Here is a 19,359-nt window from a genome sequence, read left to right on the forward strand (position 1 = left end):
GCATATGCGTGACAATGACCCGGTGACCTCAGCGACCCGACAGCCCGAGCCCCCGGCCGCCGCCACCCGCCCGCGGCTCATCGCCACCGACCTCGACGGCACACTGCTGCGCGACGACAAGTCGGTCTCACCGCGCACGGTCGCCGCGCTGGCCGCCGCTGAGAAGGCGGGCATCGAGGTCTTCTTCGTCACCGGCCGCCCCGCCCGCTGGATGGACGTCGTCAGTGCTCACGTCCACGGTCACGGCCTGGCCATCTGCGGCAACGGCGCCGCCGTGGTCGACCTGCACGGCGGCCCCGGCACCCACCGGTTCGTGAAGGTCCGGGAGCTGGCCCGGGACAACGCGCTGGACGCCGTGCGACTGCTGCGCGATGCGGCGCCCGGCACGGTGTACGCGGTCGAGCAGACGTACGGCTTCCACCAGGAGCCGGCGTATCCGAAGCTGCACATGGAGGTCCCCGACGACCGCCTGCCTGCCGAGGAGATCCTGGCGCCGGGCGGTCGCGCCGCCGCCGAGCCGGTCCTCAAGATCCTCGCCTTCCATCCCGAGCTGGACCCCGACGGCTTCCTCACGCTGGCCCGCCTCGCCATCGGCGACCGCGCCAACGTCACCCGGTCCAGCCCCAGCGCCCTGCTGGAGATCAGCGGGCCGGAGGTCTCCAAGGCCAGCACACTCGCCCTGTGCTGCGCCGAGCGCGGCATCTCGCACGAGGAGGTCGTCGCCTTCGGTGACATGCCGAACGACGTGGAGATGCTCACCTGGGCGGGGCGGTCGTACGCCATGGGCAACGCGCACCCGGACGTGATCGCCGCCGCGTCGGGGCGGACGGTGGCCAACAACGACGACGGGGTGGCGGTCGTGATCGAGCGGTTGCTGACGGACCTGTCCTAGCGGCCGGCCCCGTCAGAGCAGCACACCACGTTGCGACAGCCACGGCACCGGGTCCAGCCCCGAGCCCATCTCCGGGGTGACCCGCACCTCGAAGTGCAGGTGCGGTCCGGCGGAGTTGCCGGTGCTGCCCGACTGCCCGACCCACTGGCCGGGACGGACCCGGTCGCCCTGGTCGACGGCGACAGCGGCGAGGTGGGCGTACTGCGTGTAGTAGCCGCCCGCGTGCTGGACCAGGACCTGGATGCCGAAGGCGCCGCCGCACGACACCTTCACCACCCGGCCCGTGCCGACCGACCGCACCGGTGTGCCGACCGGCACCGCGAAGTCTTGGCCGGTGTGCCGGTTCGCCCACCGGCTCCCGGCGCTGCCGAAGGACGCCGACAGCTCGTACGTCTCCACCGGGGCCACCCAGGACCGGCTGGAGCGCCCGCCCGGCTGGTCGAGGCGGACCGCACCGGGACACGAACCGGCCGCGACAGAGGCGTCCGCCTGCCCCTCCAGTCGTGACCGCGCCGCCTCCAGCTTGCCCTCGATCTTCTTCTTCAGCTCCGCCAGACCGGCGTTGCGCTCCTCCAACGCCTGCCAGGCCGCCTGCGCCCTGGCCTCGTCAACGGCGAGGCGGGCCTCGGCCCGCAGGCTCTTGCCGATGGCGTTGTTGACAGCCAGATCCGCGCGTGAAAGCGCTCGCTGTCCTCGCATCAGTTCGTCGTGGTCCTCCGCGAGGATCATCTGCGCGCTGAGCGGGAGCCCGCCGCCGCTGCGGTACTGGGCGCGGGCGATGCGGCCCAGGTCTTCGTGCATGGCGTCGATCTTCTGCCGCTGCCGGTCGAGCCGTTTCTCGTACTCGAGGGCCTTCGACCGCTGCGCCTCGGCCTCGCGCCGCCCCTCCTCGTACTGCTGGGTGGCCTTGCCCGCGTCCTCGTACAGCCGCGCCACCTGAGCACCGAGAGGGGGCCCGGAGCCGCCGTCCTCGTCCGTGGCGTCGGCGGGGCGGGCGGCGAGCACGGCGAGTGCGCACAGCAACACCGGAACGAGCAGCGGATGGCTGCGAGGTGAGCGCATGTCAGCGATCGTGGACCGAACGGGGGCGCACGGTCTTGTTCAGGTCGTACGAGCGGGCGCCGATTGCTGCACTCGGCTCAGTGCGGCTGCTGCACATGGGGCAACACCGCGTCGGCAGCCCTCAGTACGGTGCCTCCCACAGCACCGTCGTGCCGGCGCCGTCCGCACCGATGCCCGGCCCGAGCCGACTGCCGCCGCCGACGGTCTCCGCTCGGCGCTCGAGGTTGTGCAGGCCGCTGCGCCGACCGCCCTCGGGGATGCCGACGCCGTCGTCCGCGACGGTCAGCCGCACGCCCCGCCGACCTCCCGCCAGAGTCGCCGTCGCGTCGACGACCACTTCGATCCGGGTGGCGTGGGCATGCCGGAAGGCGTTGGACAGAGTCTCCCGCAGCGCCGCGATCAGGTTCTTGCCGGTCAGCTCGCCGACGGCGGCGTCCACCGGGCCGACGAAGCGGTGCGAGGGCGTGAACCCGAGCGGGACCGCGGCCATGGTGATCTCGCGCAGCACACGGGTGCGCAGCCCCACGGGCGCCTCGGCCGGCTGCCGCAGCGCGAAGATCGCCGAGCGGATCTCCTGGATGGTGACGTCGAGTTCGCCGACGGCCCCGCCCACCCCGTCGCGCACCTCGGGGACGACCGACCTGCGCTGGGCGCTCTCCAGCATCATCCCCGTGGCGAACAGCCGCTGAATGACGAGATCGTGCAGGTCCCGGGCGATGCGGTCGCGGTCCTCGTACACCGCGAGCCGCTCCCGGTCGCGCTGGGCGTCGGCCATCATCAGCGCCAGCGCGGCCTGCGAGGCGAACCGGTCGCCGAGTGCGCGTTCCGCCCGGGTGAACGGATGACCTCCCCGGGCGCGAGGCATGACGAGGCTCCCGAGAACCCGCCCGTCCCGGCACAGGGGCAGCAGCATGACCGGACCGTAAGCGCGCACCGGTCCGGCCTCCAGGCGCGGGTCGGTGGCGGCGTCGTCCACGAACAGGGCTCGCCCCGCGAGTAGTTCGGCGACGATGCCGTTGTCCGGCGGGATGACCCTGCCCAGGTCGTTCGTGGGATGCTCCGCTGCCACGGCCGCGATCTCCAGCCCGCCCCCGTCGGCCGGCAGCAGCACGATTCCGGCGGCCGCTCCGGAGAGCCGGCGGGCCTGTTCGGCGACGACCTGGAGGGCGTCGTCGATGTCGCCGCCGGACAGCAGCGCGGTGGTCACGGCGACCGACCCGTCGATCCAGCGCTCCCGCTGCCGGGCGGCCTCGTACAGACGCGCGTTGCCGATGGCGATGCCGGCCTCCGTGGCCAGGACGCGGACCATGGCGAGGTCGTAGTCGTTGAACGGCTCACCCGCGTGTTTGTCCGTCAGGTAGAGGTTGCCGAAGATCTCGTCCTGTACGCGGATGGGGACGCCGAGGAAGCTGCGCATCGGCGGGTGGTGCTCGGGGAAACCGCACGAGCGCGGGTCCTCGCTCAGGTCCGTGAGCCGGAACGGCTCCGGGTCGCGGATGAGGGCGCCCAGCAGGCCCTTGCGGCCGTCGGGCAGGTGGCCGATGCGTCGGACGGTCGCCTCGTCGACGCCGTGGTGCACGAAGTCGGCGAGGCCGTCGCCGTCCTCGGCCGCGACGCCGATGGCCGCGTACCGGGCGTTCGACAGGTCGGCCGCCGTCTCGCAGATCCGGTTCAGCGTGGAGTGCAGCTCCAGTCCGCTGCCGACGGACCGCATCGCGTCCAGCAGTTTCGGTACCCGTGCCAGGAGCTCGGCCGATATCCCCTCGCCGTGCGGCGGGGGGCCGGGAGGCGGTGCTGGAGGCATGACCCGAGCCTAATGTGACCCTTTTGTGCGGGAAAGTCGAGTTCGCTGAGAATCTTGTCGTGCCTCGGTCCGGATCTGCCGGTCAGTGGGCTCCCACCAGCAGCTCCGCCGCGGCCTCCCGCTCCGCCATCGCCCGCAGCGGCCCCGGCACCGCGGCCAGTTCCGCGTACGGCCCCCGCTGCGCGACCCGGCCCTCGCCCAGGACGATCACCTCGTCCACGGCCTCCAGACCTGCCAGCCTGTGCGTGATCAGCAGGGTGGTACGGCCCTCGGTGGCGGCCAGTAGATCGCCGGTGAGCGCGTCGGCGGTCGGCAGGTCGAGGTGCTCCGCGGGCTCGTCGAGTACCAGGACGGGGAAGTCGGCGAGCAGCGCCCGGGCGAGTGCCAGCCGCTGCCGCTGCCCGCCGGACAACCGTGCCCCGTGCTCACCGACCAGCGTGTCCAGGCCGTCGGGCAGGCCGTCGGCCCACTCCAGCAGCCGGGCCCGGCCCAGCGCGTCGCGCAGCTCGTCCTCGGTGGCGCCCTTCCTGGCCAGGAGCAGGTTCTCGCGCACCGAGCTGTCGAAGAGGTGCGCGTCCTGGGCGCACAGCCCGACCAGGCGCCGTACGTCGTCGCCGGCCAGGGCGTAGGCGTCCACGCCGGCCAGCGTGTAGGAACCCGCGTCCGCGTCGAGGAACCGCAGCAGTACCTGGGCCAGCGTCGTCTTGCCGGACCCGGAGGGACCGACCACGGCGATACGCCGGCCCTCCGCCAGAGTCAGGTCCAGCCCTGCCAGGGCATCCCGGTCCTGCCCGGCGTGGCGCGCGGCCAGCCCCTTGAGGACGACGGGGAACGGCGACGCGGGCGCCTGCCGGGGCGTCTCCGGCTCCCGTACGGGCTCGGGGGCGTCGAGCACCTCGTACACCCGCTCCCCGCTCCTGTGCACGCGCTGCCGGTACTGCACGGCCAGCGGCAGCCCGAGTACGGCCTCGAAGGCGGCCAGCGGCGTGAGTACGACGACGGCCATGGCCACGCCGGCGAGTCGGCCGTCGGCGACCGCCTGGATCCCGACGAGGGCGGCCCCGGCTACGGTCAGGCCGGAGATCAGCGCGGTGAGACCGTCGCCCAGCGCGGTGGCGGTGGCGGCACGCGAGGCGATCCGGGTGAGCGTGCCGTCGGCTCGGCGCGCCTCGGCGGCCCGGGTGGGCAGAGCGCCGGCGACGGTCAGCTCGGCGGTACCGGTGAGCAGATCGGTCACCCTGGTGGCCAGCACGCCTCGGGCGGGGGCGAGCCTGCGCTCGGCCCGCCGTGCCACCGCGCCGGTGACGAGCGGGACCCCGACTCCGGCCGCCAGCAGACCGACCGCGAGGACGACGCCGGCCTCCGGCAGCAGCCAGGCCGTGAAGCCGACCGAAGCGGCGGAGACGACGACTGCGGACGCGGCGGGCAGCAGCCACCGCAGCCAGTAGTCCTGCAGGGCGTCGACGTCGGCGACGAGCCGGGACAGCAGGTCGCCCCGGCGGCTGCGGCGAAGCCCCGCGGGTGCCAGCCGCTCGAGGCGCCGGTACACGGCGACCCGGGTGTCGGCCAGCATCCGCAGCACGGCGTCGTGCGACACGAGCCGCTCGGCGTAGCGGAACACGGCCCGCCCGATCCCGAAGGCGCGCGTGGCCGTCACGGCCATCATCAGATACAGCACCGGCGGCTGTTCGGAGGCCCGCGAGATGAGGTAGCCGGAAGTGGCCATCAGACCGACGGCGCTGCCGAGCGCCAGGCTGCTGAGCAGCAGCCCGAGGACGAGCCGTCCGCGCCGGGCACCGGACATCGCCCGCACCCGGGCGAGGACGCCTCCTCCGGCGGGCATCGAGGGAGCCGCGTCCTCCGGGGGAGCCGGAGCAGTGGCTCCGACTACCTCGTCGAGGGGGCGGGCAGCGGGCGTCACGGAAGGACCGTCGACCGCGGCGACGGGCGTCGGCTCCTCCAGTCGCACCACCCGGTCGGCCACCTCCAGCAGCGCCGGGCGGTGCACCACCAGCAGTACCGTCCGCCCCTCCGCCAGCCTTCGCACGGCCGCCACGACCTCGGCCTCGGTCGCCCCGTCCAGGGTGGCCGTCGGCTCGTCGAGCAGCAGTACCGGCCGGTCCGCGAGGAACGCCCGGGCCAACGCCAGCCGTTGCCGCTGCCCGGCGGACAGCCCGGCGCCGTCCTCCCCGAGCACGGTCCCCGTCCCCTCGGGCAGCGCGTCCACGAACTCCAGCGCGCCCGCGTCCCGCAGCGCCCGCTGCACGGCGGTGTCGTCGGCGTCGGGCCGGGCCAGGCGTACGTTCTCGGCGATGGTGCCGGCATATAGGTGCGGGTGCTGAGGCACCCAGGCGACGCGGGCGTGCCACTGCGCCAGGTCGAGGGAGGTGAGATCGGCTCCCCCGATGCGGATTCGCCCACCGGCCGGGTGCACGAATCCGAGGAGGGCGTTGAGGAGCGTCGACTTGCCCGCCCCACTCGGGCCGACGAGCGCGACCGTCTCCCCGGGCTGGACGGTGAAGCTCACGTCCGTCACGGCGGCCGCGGCGCGTCCGGGATAGCGGATGGTCACGCCCTCGGCGGACAGCGCACCGTCCGTCGGCAGAGGACCGGCCCCCGAGGCCGGGACGGGCCGCTCCAGCACCTCGAAGATCTCCTCGGCGGCGGCAAGCCCCTCCGCCGCCGCGTGGTACTGCGCCCCCACCTGCCGCAGCGGCAGATAGGCCTCGGGCGCCAGCACGAGTACCACCAGGCCGTCGTACAGGGCCATGTCGCCGTGGACGAGCCGCATGCCGATGGTGACGGCGACGAGAGCCACGGAGAGCGTGGCGAGCAGTTCCAGCGCGAAGGACGACAGGAAGGCGATCCGCAGCGTCCGCATGGTCGCCTGCCGGTATTCGCCGGTGATGCGTTTGATCGATTCGGCCTGCGCCTTGGCCCGCCCGAAGACCTTCAGCGTCGGCAGCCCGGCGACCACGTCCAGGAAGTGTCCGGAGAGCCGGGACAGGAGCCGCCACTGCCGGTCCATCCGGGACTGCGTGGCCCAGCCGATCAGCACCATGAAGATCGGGATGAGGGGCAGGGTGCCGACGATGATGGCCGCCGAGACCCAGTCCTCGGTGACGATGCGGGTGAGCACCGCCACGGGTACCACCACCGCGAGACCCAACTGAGGCAGATAGCGCGAGAAATAGTCGTCGAGGGCGTCGACTCCACGGGTGGCCAGCGCCACCAGCGACCCGGTCCGCTGCCCGCTCAGCCAGCCGGGACCGAGCGTGGTGGCCCGCTCCAGCAGCCGGCTCCGCAGCTCCGACTTCACTGCCGCGCTCGCCCGGTGCGCGGCCAGCTCGGTGAGCCAGCCGACCAGCGCACGGCCGCAGGAGACAGCCACCAACAGCAGCAGTGGAGTACGGAGTTCGCTGGTTGCCATGCCGTGCTGGAAAGCGCCCACCACCACCTCGGCGATGAGCATCGCCTGTGCGACGAGCAACCCGGCCCCGACGGCACCCAGGACGACGACCGCCGTCAGAAAGAACCGGGTGGCGCGGGCGTACCGCAGAAGACGTGGATCGATGGGTTTCACGTGAAACATGCCCTCCCGTCCAAAGGGTGTGTTTCACGTGACACGAGCCGCGTGAGACACACCCTGCCGGACTCAGTGCGCGGGTTCGGCGATGTGCTGGGTGCCGATCCGCTTGCGGAACACCCAGTACGTCCAGCCCTGGTAGAGCAGGACGACCGGCGTGGCGACCGCGGCCAGCCAAGTCATGATCTTCAGGGTGTAAGGGCTGGACGAAGCGTTGGTGACAGTGAGGCTCCAGTCCGCGTTGAGCGTGGACGGCATGACATTCGGGAAGAGCGTCAGGAAGAGCATCGCCACGGCGGCCACGATGGTGACGCCGGACAGTGCGAACGACCACCCCTCGCGGCCGGCCTGGTTGGCCACCAGGGCGACGACCAGGGCGGCGACGGCCACCACGAGGGCGGCCAGGCTCTTGCCGTCCCCGCTGTCGACCTGCGTCCAGGCCAGGAAGGCCAGAGCCAGGACGGCCGTGACAAGGCCGACGCGCAGCGCGAGGATCCGTGACCTTTCACGGATCTCACCGACGGTCTTGAGCGCCGTGAACACCGTCCCGTGGAATGTGAACAGCGTCAGCGTGACCAGGCCGCCGAGGAGGGCGTACGGATTGAGCAGGTCCCAGACGGAGCCGACGTACTCCAGGTCCCGGTCGATCTTTACGCCGTGCACGATGTTGCCGAAGGCCACGCCCCACAGGAACGCCGGGAGCAGCGAGGTCCAGAAGATCGCGGTCTCCCAGTTGCGCTGCCAGCGTTCCTCCGGCCGCTTCACGCGGTACTCGAAGGCGACACCCCGGACGATCAGGCAGACCAGGATGACGAGCAGAGGCAGGTAGAAGCCGGAGAAGAGAGTGGCGTACCACTCGGGGAAGGCGGCGAAGGTCGCACCGCCGGCCGTGAGCAGCCATACCTCGTTGCCGTCCCACACGGGCCCGATGGTGTTGATCAGGACCCGCTTCTCGGCCCGGTTCCGGGCGAGCAATTTGGTGAGCACGCCGACCCCGAAGTCGAAGCCCTCCAGGAAGAAGTAGCCCGTCCACAGGACGGCGATCAGAACGAACCAGACGTCGTGCAGTTCCATGACTGTGCAGCTCCCTCGGCCTAGTACGAGAAGGCCATCGGCTTGTCGGCGTCACGGAGGTCGCCGCCGATCTTCGTGGGCGGGTTGAGGTCGGCCTCGGTGAGCTCGGGCGGGCCCGCCTTGACGTACTTGGCGAGCAGCCTGACCTCGATGACGGCGAGGATGGCGTAGAGCGTGGTGAAGACGACCATCGAGATGATGACCTCCGCCTGGGAGACACCGGGGGAGACTGCGTCGCGGGTCTGCATCACGCCGTAGACGACCCAGGGCTGCCGGCCCATCTCGGTGAAGATCCAGCCCCAGGAGTTGGCGATCAGCGGGAAGGCCATCGTCCAGAGGGCCAGGAGCCAGTACAGGCGGGTGAGTCTGGCGCCGAGCGGCGTGCGCAGAAGTACCAGGTGCGGCACCTCGTCCTCACCGGTTCGCAGAGCAGCCGGAAGCAGGAACCTCTTCCGCGTCAGCCACAGGCCCAGCAGGCCGAGGGAGAAGGACGCCATCCCGAAACCGATCATCCACCGGAAGCCCCAGTAGGCGACGGGGACGATGGGCTTGTAGTCACCTGGGCCGAACTTCTCCTGCAGCGCCTTGTTGGTGTCGTTGATGCCGGGTACGTACGAGTCGAAGTCGCTGTGAGCGAGGAAGGACAGCAGTCCGGGAATCTCCAGGGCGACCTTGTTGTGTCCCTTGTCGACGTCTCCGTAGGCGAAGACGGAGAACGGCGCCGGCTCCTCGCCGTCCCACAGGGCTTCGGCGGCGGCCATCTTCATCGGCTGCTGCTCGTACATGACCTTGCCGAGGGTGTCGCCGCTGACCGCGGTGAGCATGCCGCCGACCGCCATGGTGACCAGGCCGAGCCGGAGCGACGTCCGCATCACCGGGATGTGCTTCTTGCGCATCAGGTGGAAGGCGGCGATGCCGACCATGAAGGCGCCACCCGTCAGGAAGGCCGCCGAGAAGCTGTGGAAGACCTGGTTGAGGGTGGTGTTCTGGGTCAGGACGGCCCAGAAGTCGGTCAGCTCGGCGCGGCCCTTCTCCTCGTTGATGCGGTAGCCGACGGGGTGCTGCATCCAGGAGTTGGCCGCGAGGATGAAGTACGCCGACAGCAGGGTGCCGATCGAGACCATCCAGATGCAGGCCAGGTGGATCTTCTTGGGCAGCTTGTCCCAGCCGAAGATCCATAGGCCGATGAAGGTGGACTCGAAGAAGAAGGCGATCAGCGCCTCGAAGGCGAGCGGGGCACCGAAGACATCACCCACGAAGCGGGAGTAGTCGGACCAGTTCATGCCGAACTGGAACTCCTGCACGATGCCGGTGACGACACCCATGGCGATGTTGATCAGAAAGAGCTTGCCCCAGAACTTGGTCGCTCTGAGGTACTTCTCCTTCTCGGTACGGACCCAGGCGGTCTGCAGTCCGGCCGTGAGGGCGGCCAGCGAGATCGTCAGCGGGACGAACAGGAAGTGGTAGACGGTCGTGATGCCGAACTGCCATCGCGCCAGCGTCTCTGGCGCCAGAGCCATGTCCACGTCGTCAGTCTCCTTACATCGCCACATCACCATGGCCGGCGGTGCTTTGAGCGTGTATGTTGCACCTATCTCGGGCGCAACCGGGACACGCTTGTGAACGCGTTCACATTCACAAGCAATTATGACGTACAGCTTTTCGACACCGGAAGGGGGGTCCCCTGTGACGTCAACCCCTTGGCAAGAGCTTCAACAACTTGTTGAATTCGCCGCATGAAGATTCGGATCTCATGGCCTGCGGGTCACCTCACCGCAACGCTCGACGACACCCCGACCACGCAGGCGCTGCTCAAGGCCCTGCCGTTCACTGCCTCCGCCCACACATGGGGCGAGGAGGTGTACTTCGACACGGGTATGTCCGTTTCACGTGAAACGGACGCCCGGGAAGTCGTGGAACCAGGCACGGTCGCCTTCTGGACCGACGGCGACGCTCTGGCGCTGCCGTACGGGCCTACGCCGATCTCGCGAGACGACGAATGCCGCCTCGCGAGTCCCTGCAATGTCCTGGGTCGCCTCGACGGCGATCCGCGCCTGCTCGCGACGGTGCGCGACGGCGACCCGATACGCGTCGAACGCGTCGACGCGTAGAACCACTACAGCCGTCTTCAATCCCTACAGCGGTCGCCAACTTATACAGCAGTCTTGCGAAGCTCCTACAGCGGCCTACAGCTCGTTGCGGAACTCCTCCGACACCTTGAGGAAAATGTCGTTCGCCTCGCTCTCGCCGACCGTCACCCGCACACCCTCGCCCGGGAACGGTCGAATGACAACGCCTGCCTGCTCACAGGCGTCGGCGAAGGCGACCGTGCGCTCCCCCAGCCGCAGCCACACGAAGTTGGCCTGGGTCTCGGGCACCGTCCACCCCTGTGCGCGCAGCGCGTCGACCACGCGCGTGCGCTCGCACACCAGCGAACCGACCCGGCCGATCAACTCGTCCTCGGCGCGCAGCGAGGCGATCGCCGCCTCCTGCGCGATCTGACTGACCCCGAAGGGCACCGCCGTCTTGCGCAGCGCCGCCGCCACCGGCTCGTGGGCGATCGCGAACCCGACCCGCAGGCCGGCGAGGCCATACGCCTTGGAGAAGGTACGCAGGACGCAGACGTTGGGCCGCTTACGGTAGATCTCGACGCCGTCCGGCACCTCGGGGTCCCGGATGAACTCGCGGTAGGCCTCGTCGAGGACCACCAGCACGTCGCTCGGCACCTGATCGAGGAACCGCTCCAGCTCGGCCCGTCGCACCACCGTGCCCGTCGGGTTGTTGGGGTTGCAGACGAAGATCAGCCGGGTCCGGTCCGTGATCGCGGCCGCCATCGCGTCCAAGTCGTGCACGTCGCCCGGTGTCAGCGGCACCTTCACGGACGTCGCGCCGCTGATCTGCGTGATGATCGGGTACGCCTCGAAGGAGCGCCAGGCGTAGATGACCTCGTCGCCCGGGCCCGAGGTGGCCTGGATGAGCTGCTGGGCCACACCAACCGAGCCGGTGCCGGTGGCCAGGTGGGAGAGGGGCACACCGAACCGGTCCGACAGCTCGCTCATCAGGGCCGTACAGGCCATGTCCGGGTACCGGTTGAACGACGAGGCCGTGGCCGTCACCGTCTCCATCACGCCCGGCAGCGGCGGATAGGGGTTCTCGTTGGAGGACAGCTTGTAGGCCACCGGACCGTCGGCCGCGGCCGGCCTGCCCGGCTTGTAGGTGGGAATTCCCTCCAGCTCGGCGCGCAGCTTGGGGCTCGTCTCGCTCACCGCAGTCCTCCTCGTGACCACCACCGGCATCGAATACTTCTCACCTTATGAGGATTCAGCGCCGCTGCGTATAGGTGAGGCCAGACCTCGTCCGTCACACTGGCATCAGGGGCATCAGCGCACGAAGGCGCGCGATTCGGGGGGGGCGCGCCGCACATATATCTACGCGCCGGTGGCTCGCGCCGTGGCGCGCATCCCTCGTGCAGGTGAGTTGAGACCTCTTCGCAACATCTGCCACTTGGCAGGCCCTCACCGGTCGATACGCCAGGTAATGGAGTTCATCCCATCAACTGCCTTACTTTCGAAGGCGGTTGCGAATCAATGATCATGCAGAAACGTGACTGTCAACGCATGCATATGCGTCCGCCCTACCCCACCCCATGAGCCCTACTATCGGCTCGCCATGACAGCAGCAGGAAAGCACCAGGTGAGCCGCGCGGAAACCTCACGTCGAGGCAGCCGGCCGGGCCGGGCGGGCATCAGGGACGTGGCCGCCGCCGCCGGAGTATCCATCACTACCGTCTCCGATGCCCTCAACGGCAAGGGCCGACTCCCGGATGCCACCCGGCGCCATGTGCGCGAGGTCGCCGACCGACTGGGCTACCGGCCCTCGGCCGCCGCCCGCACGCTCCGCACCGGCAAGTCCGGACTCATCGGCCTGACCGTGACGACGTACGGGGATGAACCTTTCACCTTCACCGAGTTCGCGTACTTCGCCGAGATGGCGCGGGCCGCCACGTCCGCCGCGCTGGCCCGCGGATACGCCCTCGTCATCCTCCCGGCGACCTCCCGTCACGACGTGTGGTCGAACGTCGCGCTCGACGGCACGGTCGTCATCGACCCCTCGGACCACGACCCGGTCGTCAGCGAACTGGTACGCCAGGGTTTACCGGTCGTCTCCGACGGCCGCCCGGCCGGCTCGCTCCCCGTGACCGCCTGGGTCGACAACGACCACGAGGCCGCCGTACTCGGCATCCTCGACCACCTGGCCGACGCCGGTGCCCGCAGGATCGGCCTGCTCACCGGCACCACGACCGACACGTATACCCATCTGTCGACCACCGCCTACCTGCGCTGGTGCGAGCGCGTCGGCCAGGACCCGGTCTACGAGGCCTATCCGGCACACGACCCGTGCGCCGGCGCCGTCGCCGCCGACCGGCTGCTCGCCCGACCCGACCGGCCCGACGCCGTCTACGGCCTGTTCGACCCGAACGGCACCGACCTGCTCGCCGCCGCCCGCCGCTACGGGCTGCGCGTCCCGGAGGACCTGCTGCTGGTCTGCTGCAGCGAGTCCACCGGGTACGCCAGCACCGAACCGCCCATCACCACCCTGTCCCTGAAGCCCCGCCGCATCGGCACGGCGGTGATCCAGGTCCTCATCGACGCCATCGAGGGGCTCGACTCGGATCAGCCGGTCGAGCAGGTGATACCGACCGAACTGATCGTGCGTACGTCTTCGCAGCGGCGCCCGCCACGGACGACGGTCAGCCCGCCGCGGTCACCCGAGGGCAAGTAGGGCCACCGTCTCGGGAGCGGGAGGCGTGGCCCGGCCGACGCGTCCGCTCGGGAGGGCCGGCAGCCCAGCGGGTGCGGCGCCACCCACGTACGGGAGTGGCGGCAAGGCCGGCGGAAACGGCATCCGGTACGTCCGGGGCGTGATCACACCGCCGTTGCGGACGGTCGAAGCCCGGTCCAATCGGGGCGAAAGCCGCAGTGAACCGGAGTCCTGTTCTGATTCACCACCCCTGGGTCATCACACAGCGCGATCCGCATTCCTATGATGGGCCCACACACCGTGGGCCGCTGCGACCAGGCAGTCCGAAGCGGTGCAGATGCGGCGCGATGGTGGAGGGGTCGATGACTCAGGGGGCCGGTCAGGGACCCGAGGTGGAGCGGACGGCGACGGTACGCGACTTCCGGGTGCCCGCGTACGTCCACGAGACCGCTCCGTACGCCGCCACCGGCACGCACGCGGGCGAGGCAGCGCCGCCCTCCGAGGAGGAGTACGAGGAGAACCTTCCGGAGGGGTACACGCCCACGCAGCGGGATCTGCCCGTCATCCGTCGGGGTGACACGGTCCAGGTGGCCGTCGACCCCGAACCGCTCGTGGTGCAGCAGCCCGCCACGGGCCAGGGGCCACTGTTCGTCGTCGGCGACGTGCACGGCTATCTCGACGAGCTGCTGGCCGCCCTCCAGGAGAAGGGCCTCATCGACGCCGCCGGGCAGTGGTGCGCGGGCACCTCCCGCCTGTGGTTCCTCGGCGACTTCACGGACCGGGGCCCGGACGGCATCGGCGTCATCGACCTGGTGATGCGGCTGTCCGCCGAGGCAGCCGCGGCCGGCGGCTACTGCAAGGCGCTGATGGGCAACCACGAACTGCTGTTGCTCGGCGCCAAGCGGTTCGGCGACACGCCCGTCAACTCCGGTGCGGGCACCGCCACCTTCCAGGCGGCCTGGCTGCTGAACGGCGGCCAGAAGACCGACATGGACCGACTGCAGGACCACCACCTCCAGTGGATGGCCCGCCTCGACGCCCTCGAAGCGGTCGACGGCCACCTCCTGGTCCACTCCGACACCACCACCTACCTCGACTACGGCGGCTCCATCGAGGAGGTCAACGACACCGTCCGCGAGACGCTCACGCGCAACGACGCGGAAGAGGTGTGGGACCTGTTCCGCAAATTCACCAAGCGTTTCTCCTTCCGCGACGAGGGCGGCGCCGACGCCGTGCGCTCACTGCTGGACACGTACGGCGGCACCCGGATCGTGCACGGCCACAGCCCCATCCCCTACCTGCTGGGCGAGGTCGGCTCCGAGGACGGCGAGGACGACACGCGTACCACGGTCGAGGGACCTCACGTCTACGCGGACGGGCTGGCCATCGCGATGGACGGCGGCGTGACCATGGCCGGAAAGCTGCTGGTCCAGCAACTTCCGCTGGACGTCTGACCGTTCACCGGACAGGTTTACGCGCGGCGGCGTCCGTACAGCCCGGCACCCAATTTCTGGAAACCCCCTGTCACCACCCACCGTCACCGCTCTACCATCGGCTTATCCGTAGCAGGCTCCCCTCCGTTTCTGCCCGACGGCTCGTTGGCATGCGAGCCCCAAGCCCTACGGAGCATCGGGGGATGCACATGAACAGCGTTCCGCAGCACCTGTCGAACGAGGACCGCCAAGAGTACGAGCGGGTCCTCGAAGAGGCGCTGCGCTCCGCACCACACCGCCCGGAACTGGCCGCTGTCGGACAGCGGCTCAACTCCGAACAACTGCGCACCATGGCACTCAACGCCACCGCCCTCATCACCGCGGCGGCCACGACCGAGTACCAGCACTACGTGAAGGTCCGCGAGGAACTGCGCCACCCGGCGCCGCCCGCCCAGGTGCCTTCCACGCGCGAATCCGGCTCCGACGAGCCGGGCACGGGCGCGGCGGGACTCGCCGCCACCGTGGGCGAGGTCGCCGAGGCGACCGGCGCGGGTGCCGTCGCCGTAGTCGCCGTCCTGGCACCAGTCCTGGCCGGTACCGCCGCGGCGATCTTCCTGCTCGTCGGCTACATCCTGAAGATGCTCGATCCGGGGCAGAGCTTCGCGCAGACCATGCTCACCACCGGATGGGTGTTCGGCGCGTTCACCGCGGTGGCGATCCTCGTCGCCGCGGTGGGGCTACTGCTCACCGCGCTGCGCAACCGTCCCTCCGCCGAGTCCGGCTTCTACGGCGAACTCGACGAGGAAGTGGTCCGGGCCAGGGACGCCTGGCACGAAGCCCTGCTCGAGCGCGGCATCCTGCCCTTCCTCGGGGAGGCACTCGCAGAGCCGGGCGCCACGGCACTGCACCGTACGGCACCGGCGGCGCCGACCAGCCGTATGCCGCACCTCGGTTACGGCCGTCCCGGGTTCACCAGCCCGGACGGCGGTCCCGAGGCGGGCCCGCGTCCGCGTTACTCGAGTCCGGACTACAGCAGCCCGGACTTCGGCGGCCCGGAACACCGGCCCGAGTAGCCACCGGTCCCGGGCGGGCAGCGGATTCAGAGGATGCCCGCCCGGCCGGCGGCAGCGATCCAGGACGGGAACTCGGACAGCAGTCGGTCGTACAGCTCCGGGTCCGGGACGGTGCGGATGTCGTCCACGGCGAAGAAGCCGACGTTGTCGACGCGGCGGCCCGGCAGGGTGTCGAAGCGCTCGAGCACCCCGTAGTTGGACCGCCCGAGCCCCACGAACTGCCAGAAGACGGGTTCCTCCACCGCCTCCCGCAACTCCCGCTCGATCTCGGCATCGCGGTAGACGCCTCCGTCGGAGAAGAACAGCACCAGGGTCGGAGCCGACGCCGGGTTGTCCCGGACGTAGGACCGGACTTCGGCGATCACCTTCTGTTCCTCGTTCTGGATGCCGACCGCCCGCATGTCGACCTGCTCGGGGTGCAGGCCCTTCTTCCTGCCGCGGCGGAAGAGGCTGATCTCCCCCACGCGTACGTGCAGCCGCAGCCATTCGGGGAGCTCTCCGATGCGGAGGTCGGGCAGCCGGGCCGGAGTCGAGGCGAAGGTCCACGCCTGCATCTCACCGTCGTCGTCCAGTTGCGCGGCGACGGCGGCCATCCGCTCCACGACGTCCGTGACCACGCCCTTGGAGTAGAGGAAGGACATGGACCCGGAGGCGTCCAGGACCAGGATGACGCGCGCGGTGACCCCGGCCGCCCCGTGCTTGCTCAGGCTGACCGCGACCTGTTCCTTGCGCAGGGACAATCGCTTGCGCATGTCGACGGGAAGGTGTTCCTCCCCCTTGGTGAGGCGGGGTCCCGCACCGGTGGGCGCCGGTGGCGCGGTCGGCGCTGCGGGCGGCGCCTGTGCTGCCGACGGGGCCGGGACCGGTGGCATGGGCGCCTGCGGTGTCGGCGGGGTCGGCCGGCTCGCCGCTGTCGCCGGGGCGGCGGGCGCGGCCGCCGGGGGAGCGTCGTCCACGGTGATGCCGAAGTCCGTGGCCACCCCCGCGAGTCCGGAGGCGTAACCCTGCCCGACCGCGCGGAACTTCCACTTCCCCTGGCGCCGGTACAACTCGCCGCCGACCAGGGCGGTCTCCGTCCCGGCCGCCATGTCGAACCGGGCCAGTTCGGTGCGGGTCCCGGTGTCCAGCAGCCGCAGTGACAGGCCCGGGACCTGGCCGAACGTCCCGCTGTCCGCCGAGGCACACAGGACGATGCGGTCGACGGCCGGTTCCACCGAGCGCAGGTCCACCTCGACGGCGTCGGTCGTGACACCCGCGCCGGCACCGGAGCCGCCCTGCTTGCCCAGGTACCTCACCGCGTCGGACGCATGGCGGGGCTGGTTGTAGAAGACGAAGTCGCCGTCGTCCCGCACGCGTCCGGCCGAGGTGAGCAGCAGCGCGGAGGCGTCGACCTCGGGCACACCCGGCCCGGCGGCCCAGACGAGTTCGACGCGCACCGCGGGGGAGTCGACGGCGAGATTGGCACCCTTGCTCAGGGAGATGGCTGTCATGTACCCAGTCTGCCGAGACGCACCCCCGGTGGGGAGAGGGCAGGCCCGGCGTCCCGTCCGGGAGATCACTCGCCCCGCCGTCCCGGGCCCACGCCAAGCGCCCCCGCCCTTGGTGTGCAGGATCGCTCAGCGTGAGACCGGGGCAGGGACTCAGTCGGCCAACGGCAGGTAGACCCTGTTTCCCTGTGCCGCGAACTCCTTCGACTTCTGGGCCATGCCCTCCTCGATCTCGGCCTTGCTGCCTCCGTGCTCACGTCGGATGTCCTGCGAGATCTTCATCGAACAGAACTTCGGACCGCACATCGAGCAGAAGTGGGCCGTCTTGGCGGGCTCGGCCGGCAGTGTCTCGTCGTGGAACTCCCGTGCGGTGTCCGGGTCGAGGGCCAGGTTGAACTGGTCCTCCCACCGGAACTCGAAACGGGCGTCCGACAGCGCGTCGTCCCACTCCTGCGCACCTGGGTGACCCTTGGCGAGGTCGGCGGCATGGGCGGCGATCTTGTAGGTGATGACGCCGGTCTTGACGTCGTCACGGTTGGGCAGGCCCAAGTGCTCCTTGGGCGTGACGTAGCAAAGCATGGCCGTGCCCCACCAAGCGATCATCGCGGCACCGATACCGGAGGTGATGTGGTCGTACGCCGGCGCGACGTCCGTCGTCAGCGGGCCGAGCGTATAGAACGGAGCTTCATCGCAGATCTCCTGCTGAAGGTCGATGTTCTCCTTGATCTTGTGCATCGGGACATGGCCCGGGCCCTCGATCATGGTCTGTACGTTGAAACGCTTGGCGATCGAGTTGAGTTCCCCGAGCGTGCGCAACTCCGCGAACTGCGCCTCGTCGTTGGCGTCCGCGATCGAGCCCGGCCGCAGGCCGTCGCCGAGGGAGTACGTGACGTCGTAGGCGGCGAGGATTTCGCAGAGCTCCTCGAAGTTCTCGTAGAGGAACGACTCCCTGTGGTGCGCCAGGCACCACGCCGCCATGATCGAGCCACCGCGCGAGACGATGCCCGTCTTACGGTTCGCGGTCAGCGGTACGTACGCCAGGCGCACACCCGCGTGGACCGTCATGTAGTCCACGCCCTGCTCGGCCTGCTCAATGACGGTGTCCTTGTAGATCTCCCAGGTCAGCTCCTCGGCGCGGCCGTCGACCTTCTCCAGGGCCTGGTAGAGCGGCACGGTGCCGATGGGGACGGGGGAGTTGCGCAGCACCCACTCGCGGGTGGTGTGGATGTTGCGGCCGGTGGACAGGTCCATGACCGTGTCGGCACCCCACCGGGTCGCCCAGGTCATCTTGTCGACCTCCTCCTCGATGGAGGACGTCACCGCCGAGTTGCCGATGTTGGCGTTGACCTTCACCAGGAACCGCTTGCCGATGATCATCGGCTCGATCTCCGGGTGGTTGACGTTGGCAGGCAGCACGGCACGGCCCGCCGCGATCTCCTCCCGGACCACTTCCGGCGAGACGTTCTCCCGGACTGCCACGTATTCCATCTCCGGCGTGATCTCGCCCCGGCGTGCGTACGCGAGCTGCGTGACCGCGTTGCCGTCCCTCCCCCGGCGCGGCTGGCGCGGCCGCCCGGGGAAGACGGCGTCGAGGTTGCGCAGGCCGCCGCGCGGAGAGGTGTGTTTGATTCCGTCGTCCTCGGGACGAACGGGACGGCCCGCGTACTCCTCGGTGTCCCCCCGGGCGATGATCCAGTTCTCCCGCAGCGGCAAGAGCCCCCTGCGGACATCGGTGTCGACGAGCGGATCGGTGTACGGGCCTGAAGTGTCGTACAGCGTGACCGACTGCCCGTTGGTGAGGTGCACCTGGCGAACCGGCACGCGCAGGTCGGGGCGCGAACCCTCGACGTACGCCTTGTGCCAGCCGATGGACTTCCCGGCCTCCGTGGTCTCCTCCTGGGCGGAGTTCTGCGTGGAGGCAGGCGTGCGTGCGTCCTTGATGGTCATGAGACCTACTCCCTACGCCGGCATTACCCGGTAACAGGTTCGGCGGTCGACGCAGCGGCTTCCGTCTGTCGACGCTTCGTGGGATACATCACTCGGATTCGGTGACGTTTCCCGTGAAACATCGATGGAACGGAGGTCAGCGCCCTCTCAGCCCGGTGCTCCGAGCTCCCGCGTGTACAAAGGTGCCCCCACGCTAGCGTCAATTCGGGCGCGGTGAACAGAGGGCCCCCCTCGTTCTTG

13 protein-coding genes and 1 riboswitch are annotated in these 19,359 nt (G+C 70.1%); of the genes, 5 read left to right on the plus strand and 8 right to left on the minus strand.

Annotation, left to right across the window (positions count from 1 at the left end):
- Positions 1-4: 4 nt before the first annotated feature.
- Positions 5-892 carry an HAD family hydrolase gene (locus ACIQ1J_RS04445; RefSeq protein ID WP_403554029.1) on the plus strand — a complete coding sequence of 296 codons (888 nt, stop codon included), beginning with the start codon at positions 5-7 and terminating at the stop codon, positions 890-892.
- A 12-nt stretch (positions 893-904) separates the two neighbouring features.
- On the opposite strand, the gene ACIQ1J_RS04450 is transcribed toward ACIQ1J_RS04445, so the two are convergent.
- From ACIQ1J_RS04450 to ACIQ1J_RS04470, 5 genes are all read right to left on the minus strand, one after another.
- Positions 905-1,954 (minus strand): peptidoglycan DD-metalloendopeptidase family protein, encoded by a 1,050-nt coding sequence (locus ACIQ1J_RS04450; RefSeq protein WP_403554031.1) that lies wholly within the window; start codon positions 1,952-1,954, stop codon positions 905-907.
- Positions 1,955-2,075: 121 nt separating this feature from the next.
- Complete coding sequence (locus ACIQ1J_RS04455; protein WP_403554033.1) at positions 2,076-3,758, minus strand: GAF domain-containing sensor histidine kinase; 1,683 nt, start codon at positions 3,756-3,758, stop codon at positions 2,076-2,078.
- An 82-nt stretch (positions 3,759-3,840) separates the two neighbouring features.
- Complete coding sequence (gene cydD, locus ACIQ1J_RS04460) at positions 3,841-7,341, minus strand: thiol reductant ABC exporter subunit CydD (protein ID WP_403554795.1); 3,501 nt, start codon at positions 7,339-7,341, stop codon at positions 3,841-3,843.
- Positions 7,342-7,413: 72 nt separating this feature from the next.
- Complete coding sequence (gene cydB, locus ACIQ1J_RS04465) at positions 7,414-8,418, minus strand: cytochrome d ubiquinol oxidase subunit II (protein ID WP_403554035.1); 1,005 nt, start codon at positions 8,416-8,418, stop codon at positions 7,414-7,416.
- A gap of 20 nt (positions 8,419-8,438) precedes the next feature.
- The gene (locus ACIQ1J_RS04470; RefSeq protein ID WP_403554037.1) at positions 8,439-9,944 is read right to left on the minus strand and encodes a cytochrome ubiquinol oxidase subunit I; all 1,506 of its coding nucleotides are present in this window, start codon (positions 9,942-9,944) and stop codon (positions 8,439-8,441) included.
- Between the two features lie 210 nt (positions 9,945-10,154).
- Between ACIQ1J_RS04470 and ACIQ1J_RS04475 the strand changes: the two genes are divergently transcribed.
- Positions 10,155-10,529, plus strand: a complete 375-nt coding sequence (locus tag ACIQ1J_RS04475) for a cyclophilin-like fold protein (RefSeq protein ID WP_403554039.1) — start codon at positions 10,155-10,157, stop codon at positions 10,527-10,529.
- Positions 10,530-10,604: 75 nt separating this feature from the next.
- Here ACIQ1J_RS04475 and hisC read toward each other — a convergent pair whose 3' ends face one another.
- Complete coding sequence (hisC, locus tag ACIQ1J_RS04480) at positions 10,605-11,684, minus strand: histidinol-phosphate transaminase (RefSeq protein WP_403554041.1); 1,080 nt, start codon at positions 11,682-11,684, stop codon at positions 10,605-10,607.
- 403 nt (positions 11,685-12,087) lie between these two features.
- On the opposite strand from hisC, the gene ACIQ1J_RS04485 reads away from it, so the two are divergent.
- From ACIQ1J_RS04485 to ACIQ1J_RS04495, 3 genes are all read left to right on the plus strand, one after another.
- Positions 12,088-13,200, plus strand: a complete 1,113-nt coding sequence (locus ACIQ1J_RS04485; protein ID WP_210960131.1) for a LacI family DNA-binding transcriptional regulator — start codon at positions 12,088-12,090, stop codon at positions 13,198-13,200.
- Positions 13,201-13,526: 326 nt separating this feature from the next.
- Entirely contained in the window at positions 13,527-14,633 is a 1,107-nt protein-coding gene (sppA, locus tag ACIQ1J_RS04490) for a metallophosphoesterase (protein ID WP_247696206.1), read from the plus strand.
- 182 nt (positions 14,634-14,815) lie between these two features.
- Positions 14,816-15,685 (plus strand): hypothetical protein, encoded by an 870-nt coding sequence (locus ACIQ1J_RS04495; protein ID WP_403554044.1) that lies wholly within the window; start codon positions 14,816-14,818, stop codon positions 15,683-15,685.
- A 26-nt stretch (positions 15,686-15,711) separates the two neighbouring features.
- On the opposite strand, the gene ACIQ1J_RS04500 is transcribed toward ACIQ1J_RS04495, so the two are convergent.
- Both ACIQ1J_RS04500 and thiC read right to left on the minus strand, forming a co-directional pair.
- Positions 15,712-17,175: a VWA domain-containing protein gene (locus tag ACIQ1J_RS04500; protein ID WP_403554046.1), complete on the minus strand. Its 1,464-nt coding sequence runs from the start codon at positions 17,173-17,175 to the stop codon at positions 15,712-15,714.
- 150 nt (positions 17,176-17,325) lie between these two features.
- Entirely contained in the window at positions 17,326-19,119 is a 1,794-nt protein-coding gene (thiC, locus tag ACIQ1J_RS04505; RefSeq protein WP_403554048.1) for a phosphomethylpyrimidine synthase ThiC, read from the minus strand.
- Positions 19,112-19,301: riboswitch (TPP riboswitch) on the minus strand. Its footprint overlaps the gene before it by 8 nt.
- Positions 19,302-19,359: the final 58 nt, after the last annotated feature.

It is taken from the genome of Streptomyces sp. NPDC097107, from assembly GCF_044762405.1.
Lineage (GTDB): Bacteria > Actinomycetota > Actinomycetes > Streptomycetales > Streptomycetaceae > Streptomyces > Streptomyces thinghirensis.